The sequence below is a fragment of the Butyrivibrio sp. INlla18 genome (assembly GCF_900103635.1).
In the GTDB taxonomy this organism is placed as follows: Bacteria; Bacillota; Clostridia; order Lachnospirales; family Lachnospiraceae; genus Butyrivibrio.
In genome coordinates this window covers 1-19,037 of record NZ_FMXK01000022.1, presented here as the reverse complement: position 1 = coordinate 19,037, position 19,037 = coordinate 1, and the positions used below count along the sequence as shown (strand labels likewise).

Here is a 19,037-nt window from a genome sequence, read left to right as displayed (position 1 = left end):
ATCTCCTAGTATCTCACAATTAGTATATCGTCATTTTGTTTTTTTTAAAACACTTATCTATCAAAAATGTCCGTGACTTCCGCCATGAGAGTGTCCGGAGCTTGAGTGATGCACGGAACTACCACCATAATGGCCACCTCTAGAGCCGCTATAGCCTGAGCTACTGCTCTGAGGCCGTGGAGTATGAGAAACATGGCTTCTGATGAACCTGTCCTCATGTATCCTCATATTGAGCCCTTGATGTGACTGGTATCCAGCTGCATTTGGCTTCATGTGCACTGTATCCAGCTGAGATTTCATAGCCAGCACAGGAATAAGTGCAAGAATAAGTCCAATGATAAGACTAAGGGGTAGATAACCCAAAATCTCCTTTGCTGTCTTTGGATCGTTATTTACATCAATTGCGTTGCCGTTTGCATAAGCGGAGTAATATCTGTCTGTAGCGCTTATGAAATGGTCAAAAGCGTCATGGTATTTGCCGTTTGAAAGGTAAGGGAGCATTGTATCTATAAGCTCATCCTGACCGTAATCAGTAAATACGTCGATTGCTGTTCCTGAAGTGCTGAAAGCCCATGATCTGTCTTCCATGCTCAGCATGAAAAGAATTCCGCTATCATCGTAGTCAGCGCCAAAGCCATTGTAATCAAAATAGTCATCAGCAAAGCCTTGTGGAATGTCCCCATAAGAACCATAATCACGATAATCGTCTACGGTTACGATAACAATATTTGATCTATATTTTTGGCTGGCAGCATCCAGCTTTGCAAGGATATCAGCTTCTTCCTCATTTGTTAAAAGATCTGCGTTATCGAGAAGCCTGTCCTTTTGTCTACTGGTTGGAACAGTATTACTATCCCAGAGCGGACCAGAAATTGCATAGGCTGTTGTGCTGGGCAATATGATCGCAACAAGCGCGATTATCAAAAGAAATACTTTTTTGAGTTTATTCATAATAGTAAATTCACCTGTACATTACAAAAATAAAAACTGAACAATAAAGGCAATGATGGAGAACACCGCTGCAAAAGCTAAGTAATACTTGGCTGCTCTAGCTGGGCTCCATGGAAGATTTCCGATAAATTTGCCGCTCTGACCATTCATGGCAAAGAGGTAATTTTTGCCATTCCAAGTAGTATTCAGAATATAAACTGGGTAAAGGGCATATTTGTAAGATGATTCTCTTGTGCCACACTGTTCATTTACTGGTCTGACGGAGCTGTATCCGGAAATAGTGTTTCTAAAATCACTGGCTGTAGAGTCAGCCATTCTGTCAAAGGCTCTCTTTTTGCAGTCATCAGAAGAAACATTATATTTGTTTGCAAGGAAGCCTGCTAAATATCCCATGTTAAAAGGAACTATTGCATTGTGATCAAATGGCTCTAGAGATTCCATAAGGTCATCAGGCATTTCCTTGGATCCGTCAACAGGAACGAATTCAAATTTCTCAGTACCAGATCTGATTACTTCGTAGTACTTGGTTTCTCTATAGTTGTATCTGCTATCACTCCAAGACCTTGTCTTGGTACACTCATAGGTTCCATTGAAATCCTGAACACCATCATAGAGCCAGAAAGGAACATAGATACCCTTTAACTCATCAATATGGTTCTTTTCAAAAAAGACCTTTGGAACAAGCTTTTTGGACTTAACATATTTTTCATAAGTCGCCATAGCATCATCTCTTGTGGTCTTAAATGGAATAATGTAATCAGGTTTGAACTCGCCAGTAAACTTCTCTTTTACAACAACGTTGTTACTGCAGAAAGGACATTTAAGAGATCCTAAGGATTCTGTAGCAAGGATCTCACCGCCGCAGGAACCGCAGGAGTAAATGTACATTTCTTCGCTACCAGGAGTGCTAGACTCTGTAGCTTGTCCAGTACTGGATGAGTTGTGATTAGCAACATAGTCCTTTACATTGAATTCTGAGTCGCAGTAAGGACATTTTAATTTTTGGGTTTTAGGATTAAATTCCATTGCCCCGCCACAGGCGGGGCACTCATATTCTTGTAAAGCCATATTTTCCTCTTAGGATCAAAGATTAAGCTCTTGCTTTGCCGCAGTTAGAGCAGAAATTACCAGTGTTTGTTGTTCCGCAAGAACATGTCCAACTAGCAGAAGGTCTTGGTGATCCGCAGTTAGAGCAGAAGTTTCCGCTGTTAGTTGTTCCACATGAGCATGTCCAAGATGCGCCTGTAGCAGGAGCACTCTGAGCACCAGCGTTAAAGAGCTGAGTAGCATTCATACCACCAGCCTGCTGAGCCATGTTCATTCCAGCGAAAGCCATCATAGGACCAGTTGCTGTATTCTTTGCAGCATCCTGCATTGCCTGAGCCTGTGCGCTGGCAATAGTTGCAGCTGCCATATTAGGATTTCTAAGAGCGCCTGCTCTCTGAAGCTCTTTGATTGTCTTTTCATCTTCTTCAGAAGCAACAACTGAGCTTACGCCGAATGTAGAGATCTTGATACCATAAACCTTTTCCCACTTATCTGAGAGAACTTCATTAAGTGCATCAGCGATCTCTGTTGTGTGTCCTGGAAGAGCGCTGTAACGGATGCCCATCTCTGAGATCTTGGCGAATGCTGGCTGAAGAGCTGTTAAGAGCTCACTCTTGAGCTGTGAATCGATCTTGTCTTTTCTGAATTCGCCTTCTACGTTTCCGCAGATGCTCTTGTAGAAGAGAATAGGATCTACGATCTTGTAGCTGTATTCACCATGACATTTGATGCTTGCATCAAGGTCAAGACCGATATTTGTATCAACAACACGGAAAGGAACTGGATTAACAGTGCCGTATTTGTTTCCGATGATCTCCTTAGTATTGAAATAGTAAACTCTCTGATCCTTAGGAGCTGAACCACCAAAGCTTAAGCGCTTTGCAAATTCCTTGAAGGAAGCAACGATGCTCTCGCTGAGATCTCCATAGAATACAGAAGGCTCTGAAGATGTGTCATATACGAACTCACCAGCCTCAGCGCAGATTTCTGTGATCTGTCCCTGATCAACAAGGATCATACACTGACCTTCATTAACGGCGATTATTGAACCGTTTGAAATGATATTGTCAGAACCCTTTCCTGCTTTCTTAACACCTTTTGTAAGAAGAACATCATTTGAAAGTGAAGGACAAATGAAATAATCTCTCCACTGATCTTTTAATACACTACCACCTGCAACAAGTGCTGCCTGTAAAAGCCCCATAACTAATCTCCTTTCATACTTAAAAAGAATAAAAAATTAGCAGATTTCATAAGGTCTGCATCATATATTTTCGCATATTTACGCTGAAAATACCAATATTATTTGACGGATAATTGTGCTATGCTTACATTATTATGAAAGCAAAAAAACTTGCCGTCTATATTAAGAACAGCTCTAAGAGTTTTTATGTTGCAGCTCCTTATGGAAAGCTACTAAAGGGGCTCTTTTCTGATGCAGGCATTACTATGTCCATGCCCTGCGCAGGAACTGGTAGATGCGGCAAGTGCAAAGTTACCTTTATCAAAGGGGCGCCAGAGCCTAATAGCCTGGATCAAGCTTTTTTGACAGAAGATGAGATAGTAGCCGGTGTCAGACTTGCCTGCAGATGCGTGCTGGACAAGGACTGCATCATATCAGCAGAGGGCCTTACCTTTGATGAGACTTCAATGGAGGTTCAGAGCGTAGAGACTGCTGATATGTCTGATAGGGCCTTTGATAAATATGGAATAGCAATAGACCTTGGAACTACAACTATTGCGGCTGCGCTGATTGGATTTGATGCAGATAGTAATGAAACTCAGATCATAAAGACAGCTTCTACAGTCAATCACCAGAGAGCCTACGGAAGCGATGTTATCAGTAGAATCGCCGCCGCAGAAGATGAGGCGTGTGCTCATAAGTTAAAAGAACTTGTGACAGCGGATATAGAATCTCTTATAGGTGAAGTTTCAGATTCTATAGGCAAAAGACCTGAGCTCATCTGTCTTGCCGGAAACACAACAATGCTTTATCTATTGTGCGGCGATGATACAAAGGAGCTTGGGCAGTACCCTTATAAGGCAAGTCATCTTTCCTTTAGAACGGAAGAACTTAGAGATATTAAGACCATCATGCTTCCTGGTATCTCAGCATTTGTCGGAGCTGATATAGTTTCAGGAATTTATAGTCTTGATCTATTAAGAGGGAAGGGTGAGACAGCTCTTTTGATAGACTTTGGAACCAATGGCGAGATCGTCTACTACGATGGAGATAAACTTTTCACTACATCTACAGCGGCGGGCCCGGTGTTTGAGGGCGGCGGCATATCATCAGGAGTTCCTTCTGTTAAAGGAGCTATAGACCATGTCACTATCCATAATGGAAGGGCTGAGGTTACGACTATCGGAGATGAAGCTCCCATGGGCCTATGTGGAACGGGCGTAATAGAGACTATGTCCGAGCTACTTCGAAATGATTACGTAGATGAAACGGGACTTTTAACTATAGAATTTTTTGAAAAGGGATATCCTGTTTATGCGGATGAAAAGATATTTTTTACCCAGCAGGATATTAGAAATGTGCAGCTAGCTAAGGCCGCAATATATACAGGAATCAAGGCGCTTACCAAAGAAACTATACCTTCTAAGGTGTATATTTCCGGAGGCTTTGGCTCCCACATTGATACGGACAAGATTTCTAATATTAATATGTTTCCAAAGGAATTTAATGGTAATATGTTGCCTATAGGAAATTCCTCTTTGAAGGGAGTCATAAGATTTTTATCAGAAGTCTTTATGGGAAAAGAAAAAGAGGCAACCGAAGCTATTGAAGAGATAACAAAAAAGGCTGAAACGGTAGTCCTTGCAGATGATAATAGCTTTAATTCAGAATATCTGGAAGCAATGAATTTTTAAAAGGAGATTATTATGTTAGACGAGAGATGGGTTTTTCACGATGATGCTAAGGCAGAGGACCTTGGAAATGGTGTTGTGAGAAGGGTTCTTGCATACAGTAAGAATCTTATGTGTGTGGAGAATACTTTTGATAAGGGAGCTATCGGAGCTCTTCATCATCACCCACATACACAGATCACATATGTAGTTAGTGGCAAGTTTGAGTTTGAGATCGATGGAGTAAAAAAGATTGTGCAGGCAGGAGATACAATGCTCAAGACTAATAGCGTTGAGCATGGCTGCAAGTGCCTTGAAGCAGGAATTCTGCTGGATATTTTCAATCCAATGAGAGAGGATTTTGTATGATCTGTGATACATGTGTCAACTATGTGTACGATGAAGATTGGGAATGCTACACATGCATGGTGAATATGGACGAAGACGATTACGCAAGACTCATGAGTAATCGCAAGAGCGAGTGCCCTTATTATCAGGACAATGATGAGTACAAGGTGGTTAGACACCAAATGTAATTTTGGAGGAGATTATGAAAATAGTTTTGGAACATCTTACTAAGAGGTTTCCTAACAGAAACAAGAAGATAAAGGAAGATGTTGTTGCGGTAAATGATTTCAATTTTACTATTCCTGACGGAAAACTTATTGGCTTACTTGGACCATCCGGATGTGGAAAAAGTACAGCCCTTAATCTTATCTGTGGATTAGAAAAGCCTAGTGAAGGCAAGATCTTTTTTGGCGAAAAGGATATTACTGAGCTTCCACCAGAAAAGCGTGGAGTAGGTCTTGTTTTTCAGAACTATGCCCTTTATCCACATCTTTCAGTCTATGACAATATCAAATTCCCACTTGAGAATCTGCGCGGAGAAAATAAGCTTACCAAAGAGCAGATGGACAAGAAGATAAGAGAAGCTGCAAAGCTTGTTCAGATCGAGGAACTTTTAGACAGAAGACCAAATGAGATGTCTGGTGGTCAGCAGCAGAGAGTTGCCATTGCTAGAGCTCTTGTTAAAACTCCTGAAGTGCTCCTTTTGGACGAGCCTTTATCTAACCTTGACGCAAGACTTAGACTTCAGACAAGAGAAGAGCTTAAGAGAATCCAGCAGGAAACAGGCATTACTACAGTATTTGTAACTCATGACCAAGAAGAAGCCATGAGTATTTCTGATATGATCGTTGTTATGAAGGACGGCGTTCTCCAGCAGATGGGTGACCCACAGTCAATCTATGATGAGCCTGCAAATCTTTTTGTTGCAAGCTTCCTTGGAACACCACAGATCAACGTATTTACAGGATGTATCAAGAATGAGAAAGTCTGCATTGGCGATTCAGTTCTTTTGGATGCTCCTGGCAAAGATGATTTAGAAGTTTATGTTGCCATTAGACCAGAAGGCTTTGTGGTTGATGAAAATGGCCCATTTGAGTGCACCTTTGTAAACCGCGAAGTTATGGGAAGAGATACAAGCCTTATTGTTACTCATCCTGAATTTATTGGTGAAAAGATCCGTGCCATCATTCCTTCAGATGAAGCAGTACATGAAAAAGACGGCAAGGTAAGATTTTCACTTAAGCCAAAGAAGGTATGTGTATTTGATGGCGAAACTACGGAGAGGATAATGCTATGAAAAAGAATCTGACTGCATGGCTGTGTCTTCTTCCGGCCATTCTTTTTCTTGGGGTATTTATGGTATACCCTCTTATAGATGTTTTTGTTTATTCCTTTGAGGAAGGTTATAACTTCGCTTCTCAGAGCTTTTGGAGCGTAGGTTTTTATAACTATTCCTATGTTCTTCATGATCCATTTTTTATACAGGCTCTCAAGAACACCTTTATAATCGTTATAATCACAGTTCCTTTATCTACAGGAATTGCTCTTTTGATATCTCTTGAGCTTAGTTCCATCAAGGCCCTGAGAGATCTTTTCCAGACTATATATTTCCTGCCTTACGTTACTAATACATTGGCAGTTGGTCTGGTGTTCATGATCCTCTTTAAAAAGACAGCCTATTCTGATGGACTTATCTCAATCCTGATCCAGCTCTTTGGCGGACCATCAGTGGATTTCATTGACGGACCATATTGGGCCAAGATGTTTGTTATGTGTTTTTACACAATCTGGATCGTAATGCCTTTTAAGATCTTAATACTGACAAGCGCCCTTGCCTCTGTTAACCCTATGTATTACAAGGCTGCGCAGGTTGATAACACACCAAAGTGGAGAATCTTTTACAAGATCACTCTTCCTATGATATCTCCTATGGTGTTCTACCTTGTGATCACAGGTTTCATCGGCGCTTTCAAAGCCTATAGCGATGAGGTAGCTCTTTTTGGCACAGACCTTAATGCTGCAGGAATGAACACCATCGTTGGATATGTATACGACATGCTCTACGGTAATAGCGGCGGATATCCATCCTATGCATCTGCGGCAGCGCTTATTCTTTTTGCTATTGTATTTACTATTACTACTATCAATCTGATGGTTAGTAGAAAGACGGTGTACTATCAATGAAGACTAGGACCAGAAACATTTTGATATATATGCTCCTTATCTTGTGGGGCATCATAGTGCTGTTTCCTTTTTACTGGATGATACTGACTTCGGTTAAGAGCTATGGATCTTATAACGGTGAATACGTGCCAAAGTTCTTTACACTTAGTCCTACCTTTGAAAACTATGTGACAGCCTTTACAGCAGTGCCACTTGCCAAGTACTTTTTTAACACCTTCATATTCACAGTGGTGACAACAGCCATAATGATGGTGGTTGTGGTACTTTCTGCATTTGCCTTTGCAAGGCTTGATTTTAAGGGAAAAGACATTCTGTTTTCGCTGTTTCTTTCTCTTATGATGATCCCTAATGAATTAGTTATCATCACAAACTTTGTAACTATCACGAACTTAAATCTTAGAAATACCTTTTTAGGACTTATACTTCCATCGGTTACTTCGGTGTTCTACATCTATCTTCTCAAGGAAAACTTTGAGCAGATACCTGAGAATCTGTACAAGGCTGCAAAAGTAGATGGGACCTCAGATTTTAGATATCTTACAAAGGTTATGCTTCCTATCTCTAGACCTACACTTATCACGATCACTATCTTGAAGGTTATCGAGTGCTGGAATTCCTATGTGTGGCCAAGACTTATAACTGATGACCAGAACTATTTCCTTGTTTCAAATGGAATTCAGGAGATCAGAGAAAATGGATTTGGACGTGAGAATGTTCCAGCCATGATGGCAGCAGTTGTAGTTATTTCAGTTCCACTAGTTGTGCTGTTCCTTGTTTTCAGACATAAGATAATGGAAGGCGTTGCCAGAGGTGGAACAAAGGGCTGAGAGCACTTAATGAGCTGAAAGCGAATTTAGTGCGAACGTGTTATGGCGAGCGGAGCGAGAGCATAACTTCCTTGTATGGAGAAATAAAATGAAAAGATTGGTTACAGTAATTTTAAGCATGATAATGGTGACAGGGCTTTTGACAGGATGTCATGGCTCTAAAGGTGGTAATTCCTTTGAAATTCCTGAAAGCTTTGATGAATCCAAGAATATAGAGATCACGTTTTGGGCCAAGAATGATACCAACAAGACCCAGACAGCTATTTACAACAAGGCTATAGAAGATTTCCAAAAGCTCTATCCAAACATTACAGTAAATATGCGTCTGTATACGGACTATGGCAAGATCTACAACGATGTCATCACGAATATCTCAACTAATACAACACCTAACGTATGTATTACATACCCTGACCACATCGCTACGTATCTTACAGGTAGTAATACAGTAGTTCCTTTGGACGAACTTTTCACTGATGAGAGATATGGTCTTGGGGGCTCAGAGCTTAAGTTTGATTCACCAAGTGTAGATGAGATCGTTCCTGAGTTTTTAAATGAGTGTATGATAGGCGACAAGCACTACGCTATTCCTTACATGAGATCTACTGAGGCCTGCTATGTTAATAAGACTTACGTAGAGGCTCTTGGATATGAGCTTCCAGACACGCTTACCTGGGATTTTGTATGGGAGGTTTCTGAGAAGGCAATGGAGAAAAACGCTGATGGTACCTTCAAGATAAATGGGCAGCAGGTCATGATCCCATTTATCTATAAGTCTACTGATAACATGATGATCCAGAGCCTTTGGCAGAAGGGGGCTGAATATTCTGATGCCGATGGCAACATCTTACTTTTTAATGATGATACAAAAGAGATATTAAATACCGTGGCAGAGCATACCAAGACTGGAGCTTTTTCTACCTTTAAGATCTCAGGATATCCAGCAAACTTTTTAAATGCTGGTCAGTGCATATTTGCTGTTGATTCAACAGCAGGTGCAACCTGGATGGGAAGTAAGGCGCCACTTGTTGATATTGCTAAGGACAAAATAGTTGATTTTGAAACAGAGGTAATGACAATTCCTCAGTACGATGTGGATAATCCAAAGATGATCTCACAGGGCCCATCAATCTGTGTGTTCAATAAAGCAAACTCTCAGGAAGTATTAGCTTCCTGGCTCTTTGCGCAGTATCTTTTAACAAATGATGTGCAGATCGCATATTCAGAGACAGAAGGCTATGTTCCTGTAACCAAGAAGGCTCAGGAAGCTCCTGAATATCAGGATTACCTGGCAAAAGAGGGCTCTGATAGGGTGGAGCACTATGATGTAAAGATAAAGGCAGCAAAGCTTCTTATGGCAAATACAGAGAATACCTTTGTAACTCCTGTATTCAATGGCTCAACTTCAGTCAGAGACGCAGCGGGACAGATGATCGAGAATGTGACCAAGTCTGTGCGCCGAAAAAAGACTGTGGATGATAAGTTTATAAATGAGCTTTATGAAGAGATGAAATCCTTGTATCACCTTGATCAGGGCGGCGTTAGCGGCAATGTGGCTGGTGGCAAAAAAGACCTTGGTAAGCTTCCAGCGGCGTCGGTGGCACTTATCGTTGTTATTATTCTTGCCTGGGTGATGATCGGAGCAGTCGCACTTAAGGATAAAATGAAGGCTAGACAATAATTCAGATTGATATTTGAGTTATTTTTAGTATAATTTTTTATGGTATTGTTACTTGTCAAAAAATAGGAGGGACATTATGAAAAAGACATTAGCAGTAGTTCTTACAATGGGCCTTGCTCTTGCTTTCGTAGGATGTGGTAAGGAAACACCTGCACAGACTACAGAGACAGCAGCAGAGGCAGTATCTGATGCAGCTACAGAAGCTGAGTCAGTAGCAGAGGAAGTTGCAGAAGAAGTTGCAGAGGATGTTAAGGCTGAAGGCGTTATGACTTATGCAGAGTTCGCTGCAGCAGAGCTTGATTCAGAGGTTGTTGTTGAGACATACGTACAGAACAAGCAGTCATGGTGGGAAGACAAGGCTACATTCTATACACAGGATCAGGATGGAGCATACTTCATCTATGAGATGGCTTGCTCAGAGGAAGATTACAACAAACTCACACCTGGAACAAAGATCAAAGTAACTGGAACAAAGTCAGAGTGGTCTGGCGAAGTTGAGATCGTTGATGCTACATTCGAGATCGAAGAAGGAAACTTCGTTGCAGAGCCTGTAGATGTTACAGATCTTCTTGGCAAGGATGAGCTTATCGACAAGCAGAACCAGCTCGTATCTTTCACAGATATGACAGTTGAGTCAGTTGCATTCAAGAACGAGACTCCTGGTGATGATATCTACCTTACTCTTTCAAAGGATGGAAACAACTATGATTTCTGCCTTGAGTATTACTTAAATGGTAGTGATGAAGAGTTCTACAATCTTGTAAGCGGCCTTGAGGCTGGTCAGACTGTAGACGTAGAGGGATTCCTTTACTGGTACGAGGGTGCTAACCCACACATCACAAAGGTTACTGTAAAGTAATTTAGGCAGTGGTACCGGACGTATGAAGATATAGTATTGTATCTTTCGCTCCGATATTTTTTGTAGGATACATTAAACATTCAAATAACCCCAGATGATTTATATCACGTTCGTTCAGAACATAAATCATCTGGGGTTATTTTCATGAAATGTATCTTCTACAAAAAATAAATCGCTCAAGATACAATACTATATTCTTCATACTGCCTGCTATCAAATTCCTTGATTACTTAACATAATAATGCCTTGCAATCCATTTAGAAAGGCCTTCAAGGCCGGGATATACGATTCGTTCGCTCATGTTTAATTGATCTAACATATCACGAACTCGCCATCTTAATTTCTTGTCAATGATATACTTTACAGTATCTTCTGTGTTATCTGAAAGGAATTTCTCTATATCGGTTATTCCTGATGGGACAACAGCGAAGAAGGAGTGCTGGTTGATGATACGCTGGTTAAGTGATGGGGGCTCGATGATTACCATTGAGGATGAGCCCATGTCGGTATCATATTGCTTTAAGCTGTTGCCAGTAAGCTCTTTTAACATATCTACTGTGAAGATGGTGGAGTGCTTCCTGTTGACCGCGTATTTGTAAGGCTCTGGAAGGTGATCTACCATTTCAGACATGTTGATCCTCCAGACCATGCAGTCGTGCTGATCCATTTCTTCAAGGTTCTCTTCGGTCATGGCAAAGTTAAGACCAACAAGGGCTGACTGTGTCCAGTCAAGGAGCCTTGTAGGAAGACCATAGTGCTGACCAAGGATCATCTGTCTCCATACTGAGTGGCCAATTGATGGTTCATCATTTATGGCATATTTTGCAAAATTCTCGAGAATTGCTGGCTCAAGATGCTCCTGAAGACCTTTGCAATTTCTGCTGAGACTTGTGTACATCTTAAAGGATGAGTCTGACATTCCTCTATATACATATGGACTTCTGTTCCTGTCTAGATCAGGTCTGTATTCCTGCTCAGTCAGAAGAGGCAAGAGCTCTTCAAGGGTATCAATATGTATTTCTTTTATCATTATCATTTCCTCTTTCTATATCTCTAACACCAATTTTAACATTTATAAGGGGATTTTGGTATAATGCAAGTAGCGTGGTAACGACAAGAATTATCAGACGGAGGCGTTTATGAAAGGAATAGATATAACAAAAGATAAGATAGAGACAGTGCTTGATAAGAAGTTCATCAGAGTTTTTGATCTTCAGTATGAGGAGGGCAGACATTATTTCGATGCTTCAAGAAGACCACTTGATGACCTTGTTGCAGCAAAGAGCGAAGAGGAGTTTAAGAGCATGCTCCCTGATGCAGTGAGCTGCGTAGTTGTGATCGAGGAAGATGGCAAGGAACCAAGACTTCTTTTATCCTATGAATACAGATATCCAGCTGGAAGATTTCTCTTAAGCGTTCCTGCGGGACTTATTGATCCTGAGGATAAAGAGGTCAAGGATCCACTTTTTGTAACTGCAAAGAGGGAAATTTTTGAAGAAACTGGTATTACAGTTAAGGATACAGACAAGGTAGAGATGATAAATCCATTTGTTTTCAGTACACCTGGCATGACTGATGAGAGTAATGGCCTTGTGCTGGTTGTCTTAAGAAATCCAGATCTGTCCACACTTAATCAGGATGGAGCTGTTGGACAGGAGTTTTTTGATGGATTTGAATTCGTGACCAAGGATAAGGCAAAAGAGCTATTAAAGAACGGAAGAGATGACAAAGGACATTTCTATTCTGTATTTACCTGGGCTGCGCTTATGTATTTTGTGTCAGACATGTGGAAATAAAAAGTGTGGTAAACTATTAGTACCGACAGCAAATGCAATTCTAATATTTTTATAAATAATTGCCCATTTTGGTATGGATACCGTGAAGTAATTGAAGGTGGTAGCCGATATATATATGCGAAAGAGATAGATGAAAAGGCTAAAAAGGTTCTTTTTAGCAAAAGAGAATATGGAAATGATGATGTCATTATAGAATCAGCAGAGTACAGCACAAAAACAGGTGAGCCTATAAAATGATCTGTTGATAGCAAGGATGCTTAGCGGACGGTGAGTCCGGGATTGGAGGGAACCATGGCAATATCTGATGTTTTTAACAATAATTCTAGTATTTACGATGCAGCCAAAAGTGCAGGCGTAAAAGATACTACAACTACCAAGACAGGCAACTACGGAAAGACCATCGGAAAAGCTCAGCTTTCTGAGGAAGGTGCCAAGTACTATGAAGAGCTCAAGAAAAAGTATTCCAACATGGACTTTGTTCTTGTAAGTAAGGATATGAAGGAATACGCCAAGCAGAATGCAAGCTCTTTTGGTAATGCTAACAGAATGGTAGTTCTCATCGATGAAGAAAAGATCGAGAGAATGGCTACCGATGAGACATACAGAGCTAAGTATGAAGGCCTTATCGCCAAAGCACAGTCTCAGATGCCTGAACTTAAGTCTATTATGCAGACCAAGGGCAATGTAAAGACCATTGGAATGCAGGTTAATGATAATGGAACAGCTTCTTTCTTTGCAGTTATGCAGAAGTCATCACAGGATATGACAGAGAAGCTTGCAGCAAAGAGAGCAGCAGGCAAGAAGGCTGAAAAAGAAGCTGAGAAAAAGGCAGAAAAGAAAGAAGCCAGAGAAGCGCAGCTAGAAAAGATACGGGAAAAGGGCTCTGAAGATGAGGAAGATTATGAGATTCTCATGGCTGATTCCGTAGAGGAACTTCTCAAAAAGATAGATGATTTTAACTTCAATTTAAGAGCAGACACGGTAATGACTCCGATGGAGAAAAATGTGGGGCAGAACATAGACTTCAAGGGCTAATGACCTTAACTGGGGGCAATATGTACAGAATCGCTATATGTGATGATGAAAAAAGCTCTGCTGTTGCTGCGGCAGAGCTTTTAGATAAGTATAGAAAAGTTCATCCTTCCATCGTGATGGATGTGGATATCTTTAATTCTTCAATTGAGCTTTTGGGGGCAATTGAAAAGAATATCTATGATATTTACCTTCTTGATATCTACATAGACAAAATGAATGGCATAGAGATTGCTGATCTTATCAGGAAAAGAGATGATAATGGTCAGATAATCTTTATGACTTCTTCTAATGCATTTTATAAAGAGGCCTTCAGGATCCATGCGGTTCATTATCTAGAAAAGCCTATTCTTGAAGAAGAGTTTTTTGCTGCAATGGACAGAGTGTGTATTGCTGAAGAGATACATTATCTCACCATCAGAGATAGCGGCGAACTTAGTAAAGTTGCCATGAATGACATAATGTACATTCAATCTGAGGACCATTACAAGAGGATCATCACAACTGATAAGAGTTATCTGGTTCGCAGCACTATTCAGGAGCTTTTAAGTGATCTTAACAAGGAACCATATTTTTATCTTCTGGGTAAAAATGTGATAATCAATCTGAAAAGGGTTCTTAGGATCACCAAAGAAACAATTGCCATGGAGGATGGCACGGAATTTGCAGTTCCAAGAGGAACCTACAGAACACTTAGTGAGCTTGTTCTGCAGTATACTTTTTAAATAAAGACAAAACGGGAGAAAAAGGTATGAAAGACTGTAATTGTGGATATTGCGTTGGAGGAGAGCCTCTTGCAAAGTTTGGTATCAAGATCTGTGATCTTGAGGTGAGCCAGCTTATTCTTTTTAAGGAGCAGAGTCATCCTGGACGTTGCATCGTAGCTTACAAGGATCACATCAGTGAGCTTGTAGATATCTCAGATAAGGAAAGAGATGCATTTTTTGCTGATGTTGCAAGAGCATCAAAGGCTATTCATGCAGCATTTAACCCAGATAAGGTTAATTACGGAGCATATGCTGACACTGGTTGCCATCTTCATATGCACCTTGTACCAAAGTATAAGGATGAATTTGAGTGGGGCGGCGTTTTTGAGATGAATCCTCAAAAGAAGTTCCTTACAGATGCTGAATATGATGAGATGATCCAGAAGATCAAAGATAATCTTTAATGAAATGATAAGGGCTGTAACCGTGATGGTTATGGCTCTTTTTATGTGGCCTAAACAGGTAAATGGCACTATACTAAAAAAAGATGATAATTATTTGAAGACATTATTATCAGTGTCTCGTTTATATAAATGAGAGGCAAAAATAAAGGAAAAAGAAGGTGGGGAAAATAGATTCTGAGAAAAAGTTAATAGAGCTGATGAATCAGTATAAGAATCTGGTTTTCTCTGTATGCCTTAAGATGACTGGTGATTATTTTGCCGCGGAGGATATAACTCAGGAAACCTTTATTTCTGCTTATCAGCACTTGGACAAATTTGATGGAACAGCCGAAAAGGCTTGGCTTTGTAGAATAGCCACTAATAAATGTATTGACTATATGAGAGCGGCAGAGAGGCGCGCTATAGCGACAGAAGAAGATGAGATGCCGCAGGAGATCACTCAGGAAAGGGATGGGCCACTGCAATCCTTTGTAAACAAGGATGTGCTGGTGAAATTCAGAGACGATTGCAATGCGCTTCCAGAGCCTTACAGAGAAGTGGCTGAAGACTATTTTATAAATGAACTAACGGCAAAAGAGATTGCTGAAAAGAGAGGAAAGCCTTTAAAAACGGTTCAAACACATATCTACAGGGCGAGAGATATGCTTAAAAAAACTATGAGAAAGGAGGATCTACTGGCATGAGTAATAATTATCTTTCTGATGAAGAACTATTAAGGCTAATGGCTGAAGTCGAAGATGAAGGCTTGGCCAAAGCTCCTGATAGGATCGAAAAAAATGTACTTCGAGAGATACACATCAAGAAAAAGAAAGTTACATACTTTCGTCTATATTGTATGCGAGTGGGTCTTTCGGTGGCAGCAGCCATAGCTATATTGTTTGTTGGACCGTTTAATCCTTTAGTGCAGACAGAGGTTCCTTCAAGAGAGGTTGTTGAGCAGTCTAGAGTGGTTGCATCCAAAGAAGAAGCAATGGCAGAAAGGGACATCATGACAAAAGAAGAAGCCATAAAAGATAAAGGAGCTTTGGAAAAGATCAGTGATGTTCAGTTACTTATAGAAAACAAGATTGAAGAATATTTAAGATAAATCGGAGGTTAAAAATGAAACCAAAAAAGAAAAATGCTTTTATGACATTTATATTTTCATTCATGCCAGGAGCTGCAGAGCTCTATATGGGATTTAACAAGAGCGGATTTAGTCTTCTTGCAATATTTATGATATTTGCCTGCGTGATGGTTGGCGGGATCAGCGACATTTTTATGGGATTTGTGGCTATTATCTATATTGTAAGCTTTTTCCACGCAAGGTCAGTTGCGTCAATGGATGCTGAAGAGTTCGCAAACTACGAAGACAGATATATCTGGGAAGAGTACCTTGGTGAAGGTTCAGTTAAATTCACTGATAAAAAGGTGCGCACTTGGGGCGCGGCCCTTCTTATAATCTTTGGTACTTCGATCTTATGGGGCTATATAAAAGATATATTCTGTAGAATCATTCCTGATAGCATGTGGGAGGATCTTTATCCTATCGTAGATGGTCTTCCACAGATCGTGATAGCAGTGATCCTTATTGTGATCGGAGTTCTTTTGATAAAAGGAAAGAAGAAAGAGATTGATTCTATAGAGGAGGTAGATGATGGAAACAACCAGAATGCATAAAACAGGTACTATAACTGCAGGTGTTACACTGATCGCTTTTGGAGTCATGTTTGTTTTTTCTACGATCTTTAATGTCCTTAGCTATGAATTTGTTTTTAGCATGTGGCCATTTATCCTGGTGGGATTGGGCGTTGAGATCCTGATAACAAATATGCTCACTGATAAGTTTGTATATGATAAGTCAGCAGTTTTTGTGATCATTTTGATGTCATTTTTTGCTATGGGCATGGCGTGCATGGATATCTGTATCAAACATGCAGACTGGATCTGCTCTTTATAAGGGTTAAGTTTTACTATAGAATTGCCGAAACATAATATGTAAAATGGAATTTGGTTTATGCGTCACGGAGGATGCGATGATTCTTAATGCTATTAGTAAAAATGCTTTTGCTAATATGTTCGTCAAGAATGGATCACAGGATAGTTCTGCGCAAAAATCAGCAAATTCCAGAGACAAAACATCCCTTAGAAAAATGGAATATCAGCAGAGGGATAGTAATAAGCAAAGTAGTGTTGTAGATCAGTCCTTAAGCTATGCTAAGCAACTCAGTGCTTCAAGGGCTAAGTCCAAGGATAATTCTCTTCAGAAGAAAAAGCTACAATACAGTTTCAAGAAGATATCTTCACAAATAATCAGAAGTAAAAATTCAGTAAGTGCTAGAAAAGCCGTTCAAGCCACAAAGAGAGAGATAATGCGCCTTAAACGGCTTAAGGCAGGTGGAGAATACGATGAAGAGGAACTCCAGCTTGCTATAGATCATGCCAAGGCAATGGAGAAGGTTGCCAAGAAAAAAGTAAGTCACCTCGAGCAGGAAGAGATGATAGAGCGTGGTGGCAAAGGTGTGGCGTCACTTGAAGAAGAATTAAAGACAGATGAGCAGGAAACAGAGGGAACACCTGAAGAAGAGCTGGAAGAAATTCCTGAAGATGAGGAATTATTAGAGGAAGAGCTTGCTGGCGCGTCTTATGGTGATGAGTATTACCTTGATCCGGATGTAATTGCTTATGAATATTCAGATGAAGACCTTATGGATATGATGACTGAGTCTATGTCAGATCTTATGGATGAGTTTTCTGATGAAATGATGGACATGATGGAGGAGCTTGACCTTACTGATCTAGCAGAATCTATGTATGCTCCTGACCCTAACATGTCAGAGGATGACCTTAAGATGCTCAAGATAAAGCATAGATATAAAGAGCTTAAGGAGATAGCACAAGCTGATAAAGAGTATTTAAAGGGTATGATGGAACATGAAAAGAGTAAGGCAGAGGCAGGAATGCCTGTGAATACTGGGGTATCTGCTCAAAGTCTTGGAATAGACCCATCACCTAAGGTTCATCCTGTAATATCGATGCCGGGAGAGGTCGGCGGCGCCAAAGTGGCAGCACCTGTTATAAGTGGAGGCTTTGACGTTTCTGTCTAAAACTTGTTGATATCTTACTAGTAGGGTACAATAGAGGCGTTAGTAGAGTTTTGTTGTTAGGGAGGAAAGTGTTATGGAACAAAAGAAAAACAGTCCGGTTAACGCGCTTATTATTGGCCTTTGTATCGTGGTAAGCTGCGTTTCGCTCGCAATTGGACTTGCTCATTTCAGATCAGAGTCAAGTCATGTTATTACAGCTACTGGAAGTGCCAGTGTAGATTTTGAAGCAGATATAATTATCTGGAGAGGTTCTTTCTCAGCTGTGGCTTATACTTCACAGGATGCATACTCCAAGATTAAGCAGGATGCTGAGCTTGTTAAGAATTATCTTACAAGTAACGGCGTAACTGATGAGGAGATCGTATTTAACTCAGTAGATATCAGTAGGACCTATAGAGATGTCTATGATGTAAATGGTAATTATGTTGGATCTGAGGCAGATGGTTATCAGCTCACACAGGATGTAACTGTTTCATCTTCAAACCTTGATAATATCGAAAAGATCTCACGCGACATTTCAAGCCTTCTTGATCAGGGCGTAGAACTTTCATCAGGTGCACCTGAGTACTACTACTCAGATCTTGATGCTCTTAAGCTTGATCTTATTGATAAGGCCTCAATAAATGCCAAGGATAGAATTGATATAGTTGCCAAGAACTCTGGTGCTAAGCTTGGAAAACTCAAGAATTCAAGTCTTGGTGTATTCCAGATAACAGCCAAGAATTCAGGAACAAGCAGCTATTCTTATGATGGAGCATTTGATACAAGCTCCAGATACAAGACAGCAACTATTACAGTTAAGCTTGAATATGACCTTAAATGATAATAAAAAGAGTGCAGATTATTCTGCACTCTTCAGACTGTAGACAAAGTCCACGGCATGCGCCGTGGATTTTTCTTTGCAAAAGCGCTATAAACCCAGTATTCATCTGAGATTGCAGCACTTTTTATGGTATAATAGAAGTATCAAAGTTGGGGATGGGGATAGCCTTTATGATGACTTCTAATACCGAAAGAAAACGTGAGCAAATGCAGTTTGTGAGCATGGATGACCTGGTACCTCAGGATCACATGCTCAGGCTTATTGATAAAGCCATAGACTGGTCATTCATATATGATCTTGTTGAAGATAAGTATTCTTCAGACATGGGCAGGCCCAGCATGGATCCTGTCACTCTTATTAAAATTCCCTTCATCCAATA

At 40.4% G+C, this 19,037-nt stretch carries 22 protein-coding genes and 1 pseudogene; 19 read left to right on the top strand and 4 right to left on the bottom strand.

Going from position 1 to position 19,037, the window contains the following annotated elements:
- Positions 1-60: 60 nt before the first annotated feature.
- Genes BLS24_RS13790 through BLS24_RS13780 form a run of 3 tightly spaced genes read right to left on the bottom strand, consistent with a single transcriptional unit; the run spans position 61 to position 3,202 of the window.
- Positions 61-951: a TPM domain-containing protein gene (locus tag BLS24_RS13790; protein WP_091760401.1), complete on the bottom strand. Its 891-nt coding sequence runs from the start codon at positions 949-951 to the stop codon at positions 61-63.
- A 21-nt stretch (positions 952-972) separates the two neighbouring features.
- On the bottom strand, positions 973-2,019 hold the full coding sequence (locus tag BLS24_RS13785; protein WP_091760398.1) for a TFIIB-type zinc ribbon-containing protein: 1,047 nt from the start codon (positions 2,017-2,019) through the stop codon (positions 973-975).
- 22 nt (positions 2,020-2,041) lie between these two features.
- The gene (locus BLS24_RS13780; RefSeq protein ID WP_091760395.1) at positions 2,042-3,202 is read right to left on the bottom strand and encodes an SPFH domain-containing protein; all 1,161 of its coding nucleotides are present in this window, start codon (positions 3,200-3,202) and stop codon (positions 2,042-2,044) included.
- A 134-nt stretch (positions 3,203-3,336) separates the two neighbouring features.
- Between BLS24_RS13780 and BLS24_RS13775 the strand changes: the two genes are divergently transcribed.
- The 8 genes from BLS24_RS13775 (at position 3,337) to BLS24_RS13745 (ending at position 10,750) form a co-directional block, all read left to right on the top strand.
- Positions 3,337-4,875, top strand: coding sequence for an ASKHA domain-containing protein (locus BLS24_RS13775; RefSeq protein ID WP_143015188.1), 1,539 nt, complete (start codon positions 3,337-3,339; stop codon positions 4,873-4,875).
- 12 nt (positions 4,876-4,887) lie between these two features.
- Entirely contained in the window at positions 4,888-5,220 is a 333-nt protein-coding gene (locus tag BLS24_RS13770; protein WP_091760389.1) for a cupin domain-containing protein, read from the top strand.
- Positions 5,217-5,387, top strand: coding sequence for a DUF6472 family protein (locus BLS24_RS15315; protein WP_176764447.1), 171 nt, complete (start codon positions 5,217-5,219; stop codon positions 5,385-5,387). Before BLS24_RS13770 ends, BLS24_RS15315 begins: the two co-directional genes overlap by 4 nt.
- Before the next feature lie 14 nt (positions 5,388-5,401).
- Complete coding sequence (locus BLS24_RS13765; protein ID WP_091760386.1) at positions 5,402-6,496, top strand: ABC transporter ATP-binding protein; 1,095 nt, start codon at positions 5,402-5,404, stop codon at positions 6,494-6,496.
- On the top strand, positions 6,493-7,383 hold the full coding sequence (locus tag BLS24_RS13760) for a carbohydrate ABC transporter permease (protein WP_071177192.1): 891 nt from the start codon (positions 6,493-6,495) through the stop codon (positions 7,381-7,383). Before BLS24_RS13765 ends, BLS24_RS13760 begins: the two co-directional genes overlap by 4 nt.
- A complete protein-coding gene (locus BLS24_RS13755) occupies positions 7,380-8,210 on the top strand; it encodes a carbohydrate ABC transporter permease (RefSeq protein ID WP_071177191.1) in 831 nt (276 codons plus the stop codon). The genes BLS24_RS13760 and BLS24_RS13755 overlap by 4 nt, the downstream gene beginning before the upstream one ends.
- A gap of 88 nt (positions 8,211-8,298) precedes the next feature.
- Entirely contained in the window at positions 8,299-9,891 is a 1,593-nt protein-coding gene (locus BLS24_RS13750) for an ABC transporter substrate-binding protein (protein ID WP_091760382.1), read from the top strand.
- A gap of 76 nt (positions 9,892-9,967) precedes the next feature.
- Entirely contained in the window at positions 9,968-10,750 is a 783-nt protein-coding gene (locus tag BLS24_RS13745) for a hypothetical protein (RefSeq protein WP_091760379.1), read from the top strand.
- 226 nt (positions 10,751-10,976) lie between these two features.
- On the opposite strand, the gene BLS24_RS13740 is transcribed toward BLS24_RS13745, so the two are convergent.
- A complete protein-coding gene (locus BLS24_RS13740) occupies positions 10,977-11,780 on the bottom strand; it encodes an FRG domain-containing protein (RefSeq protein ID WP_176764446.1) in 804 nt (267 codons plus the stop codon).
- A gap of 109 nt (positions 11,781-11,889) precedes the next feature.
- Between BLS24_RS13740 and BLS24_RS13735 the strand changes: the two genes are divergently transcribed.
- From BLS24_RS13735 to BLS24_RS13685, 11 genes and pseudogenes are all read left to right on the top strand, one after another.
- Positions 11,890-12,546 carry an NUDIX hydrolase gene (locus BLS24_RS13735; RefSeq protein ID WP_091760374.1) on the top strand — a complete coding sequence of 219 codons (657 nt, stop codon included), beginning with the start codon at positions 11,890-11,892 and terminating at the stop codon, positions 12,544-12,546.
- 291 nt (positions 12,547-12,837) lie between these two features.
- Positions 12,838-13,581: a DUF6033 family protein gene (locus tag BLS24_RS13730; protein ID WP_091760371.1), complete on the top strand. Its 744-nt coding sequence runs from the start codon at positions 12,838-12,840 to the stop codon at positions 13,579-13,581.
- 20 nt (positions 13,582-13,601) lie between these two features.
- Complete coding sequence (locus tag BLS24_RS13725) at positions 13,602-14,303, top strand: LytR/AlgR family response regulator transcription factor (RefSeq protein ID WP_176764445.1); 702 nt, start codon at positions 13,602-13,604, stop codon at positions 14,301-14,303.
- A gap of 26 nt (positions 14,304-14,329) precedes the next feature.
- Positions 14,330-14,749, top strand: coding sequence for an HIT family protein (locus BLS24_RS13720; protein WP_091760365.1), 420 nt, complete (start codon positions 14,330-14,332; stop codon positions 14,747-14,749).
- A 158-nt stretch (positions 14,750-14,907) separates the two neighbouring features.
- Positions 14,908-15,432, top strand: a complete 525-nt coding sequence (locus BLS24_RS13715) for an RNA polymerase sigma factor (protein ID WP_242872313.1) — start codon at positions 14,908-14,910, stop codon at positions 15,430-15,432.
- Entirely contained in the window at positions 15,429-15,836 is a 408-nt protein-coding gene (locus tag BLS24_RS13710; protein WP_091760362.1) for a hypothetical protein, read from the top strand. The genes BLS24_RS13715 and BLS24_RS13710 overlap by 4 nt, the downstream gene beginning before the upstream one ends.
- Positions 15,837-15,850: 14 nt before the next feature.
- Complete coding sequence (locus BLS24_RS13705; RefSeq protein ID WP_091760359.1) at positions 15,851-16,408, top strand: hypothetical protein; 558 nt, start codon at positions 15,851-15,853, stop codon at positions 16,406-16,408.
- Positions 16,383-16,688 (top strand): LiaI-LiaF-like domain-containing protein, encoded by a 306-nt coding sequence (locus BLS24_RS13700; RefSeq protein ID WP_176764444.1) that lies wholly within the window; start codon positions 16,383-16,385, stop codon positions 16,686-16,688. Before BLS24_RS13705 ends, BLS24_RS13700 begins: the two co-directional genes overlap by 26 nt.
- A 76-nt stretch (positions 16,689-16,764) precedes the next feature.
- Positions 16,765-17,835, top strand: coding sequence for a hypothetical protein (locus BLS24_RS13695; protein WP_091760352.1), 1,071 nt, complete (start codon positions 16,765-16,767; stop codon positions 17,833-17,835).
- A 73-nt stretch (positions 17,836-17,908) separates the two neighbouring features.
- Positions 17,909-18,658 (top strand): SIMPL domain-containing protein, encoded by a 750-nt coding sequence (locus BLS24_RS13690; protein ID WP_091760349.1) that lies wholly within the window; start codon positions 17,909-17,911, stop codon positions 18,656-18,658.
- 170 nt (positions 18,659-18,828) lie between these two features.
- Positions 18,829-19,037: pseudogene (locus tag BLS24_RS13685) on the top strand (IS5/IS1182 family transposase); the annotation flags it as partial.

Coding starts and splice junctions, on each gene's coding strand:
- BLS24_RS13780 (WP_091760395.1), bottom strand. CDS start 3,202: ATGGGGCTTTTACAGGCAGCACTTGTTGCAGGTGGTAGTGTATTAAAA.
- BLS24_RS13720 (WP_091760365.1), top strand. CDS start 14,330: ATGAAAGACTGTAATTGTGGATATTGCGTTGGAGGAGAGCCTCTTGCA.
- BLS24_RS13700 (WP_176764444.1), top strand. CDS start 16,383: ATGATGGAAACAACCAGAATGCATAAAACAGGTACTATAACTGCAGGT.
- BLS24_RS13755 (WP_071177191.1), top strand. CDS start 7,380: ATGAAGACTAGGACCAGAAACATTTTGATATATATGCTCCTTATCTTG.
- BLS24_RS13760 (WP_071177192.1), top strand. CDS start 6,493: ATGAAAAAGAATCTGACTGCATGGCTGTGTCTTCTTCCGGCCATTCTT.
- BLS24_RS13730 (WP_091760371.1), top strand. CDS start 12,838: ATGGCAATATCTGATGTTTTTAACAATAATTCTAGTATTTACGATGCA.
- BLS24_RS13765 (WP_091760386.1), top strand. CDS start 5,402: ATGAAAATAGTTTTGGAACATCTTACTAAGAGGTTTCCTAACAGAAAC.
- BLS24_RS13750 (WP_091760382.1), top strand. CDS start 8,299: ATGAAAAGATTGGTTACAGTAATTTTAAGCATGATAATGGTGACAGGG.
- BLS24_RS13785 (WP_091760398.1), bottom strand. CDS start 2,019: ATGGCTTTACAAGAATATGAGTGCCCCGCCTGTGGCGGGGCAATGGAA.
- BLS24_RS13705 (WP_091760359.1), top strand. CDS start 15,851: ATGAAACCAAAAAAGAAAAATGCTTTTATGACATTTATATTTTCATTC.
- BLS24_RS13695 (WP_091760352.1), top strand. CDS start 16,765: ATGATTCTTAATGCTATTAGTAAAAATGCTTTTGCTAATATGTTCGTC.
- BLS24_RS13770 (WP_091760389.1), top strand. CDS start 4,888: ATGTTAGACGAGAGATGGGTTTTTCACGATGATGCTAAGGCAGAGGAC.
- BLS24_RS13690 (WP_091760349.1), top strand. CDS start 17,909: ATGGAACAAAAGAAAAACAGTCCGGTTAACGCGCTTATTATTGGCCTT.
- BLS24_RS15315 (WP_176764447.1), top strand. CDS start 5,217: ATGATCTGTGATACATGTGTCAACTATGTGTACGATGAAGATTGGGAA.
- BLS24_RS13735 (WP_091760374.1), top strand. CDS start 11,890: ATGAAAGGAATAGATATAACAAAAGATAAGATAGAGACAGTGCTTGAT.
- BLS24_RS13775 (WP_143015188.1), top strand. CDS start 3,337: ATGAAAGCAAAAAAACTTGCCGTCTATATTAAGAACAGCTCTAAGAGT.
- BLS24_RS13740 (WP_176764446.1), bottom strand. CDS start 11,780: ATGATAAAAGAAATACATATTGATACCCTTGAAGAGCTCTTGCCTCTT.
- BLS24_RS13710 (WP_091760362.1), top strand. CDS start 15,429: ATGAGTAATAATTATCTTTCTGATGAAGAACTATTAAGGCTAATGGCT.
- BLS24_RS13745 (WP_091760379.1), top strand. CDS start 9,968: ATGAAAAAGACATTAGCAGTAGTTCTTACAATGGGCCTTGCTCTTGCT.
- BLS24_RS13725 (WP_176764445.1), top strand. CDS start 13,602: ATGTACAGAATCGCTATATGTGATGATGAAAAAAGCTCTGCTGTTGCT.
- BLS24_RS13790 (WP_091760401.1), bottom strand. CDS start 951: ATGAATAAACTCAAAAAAGTATTTCTTTTGATAATCGCGCTTGTTGCG.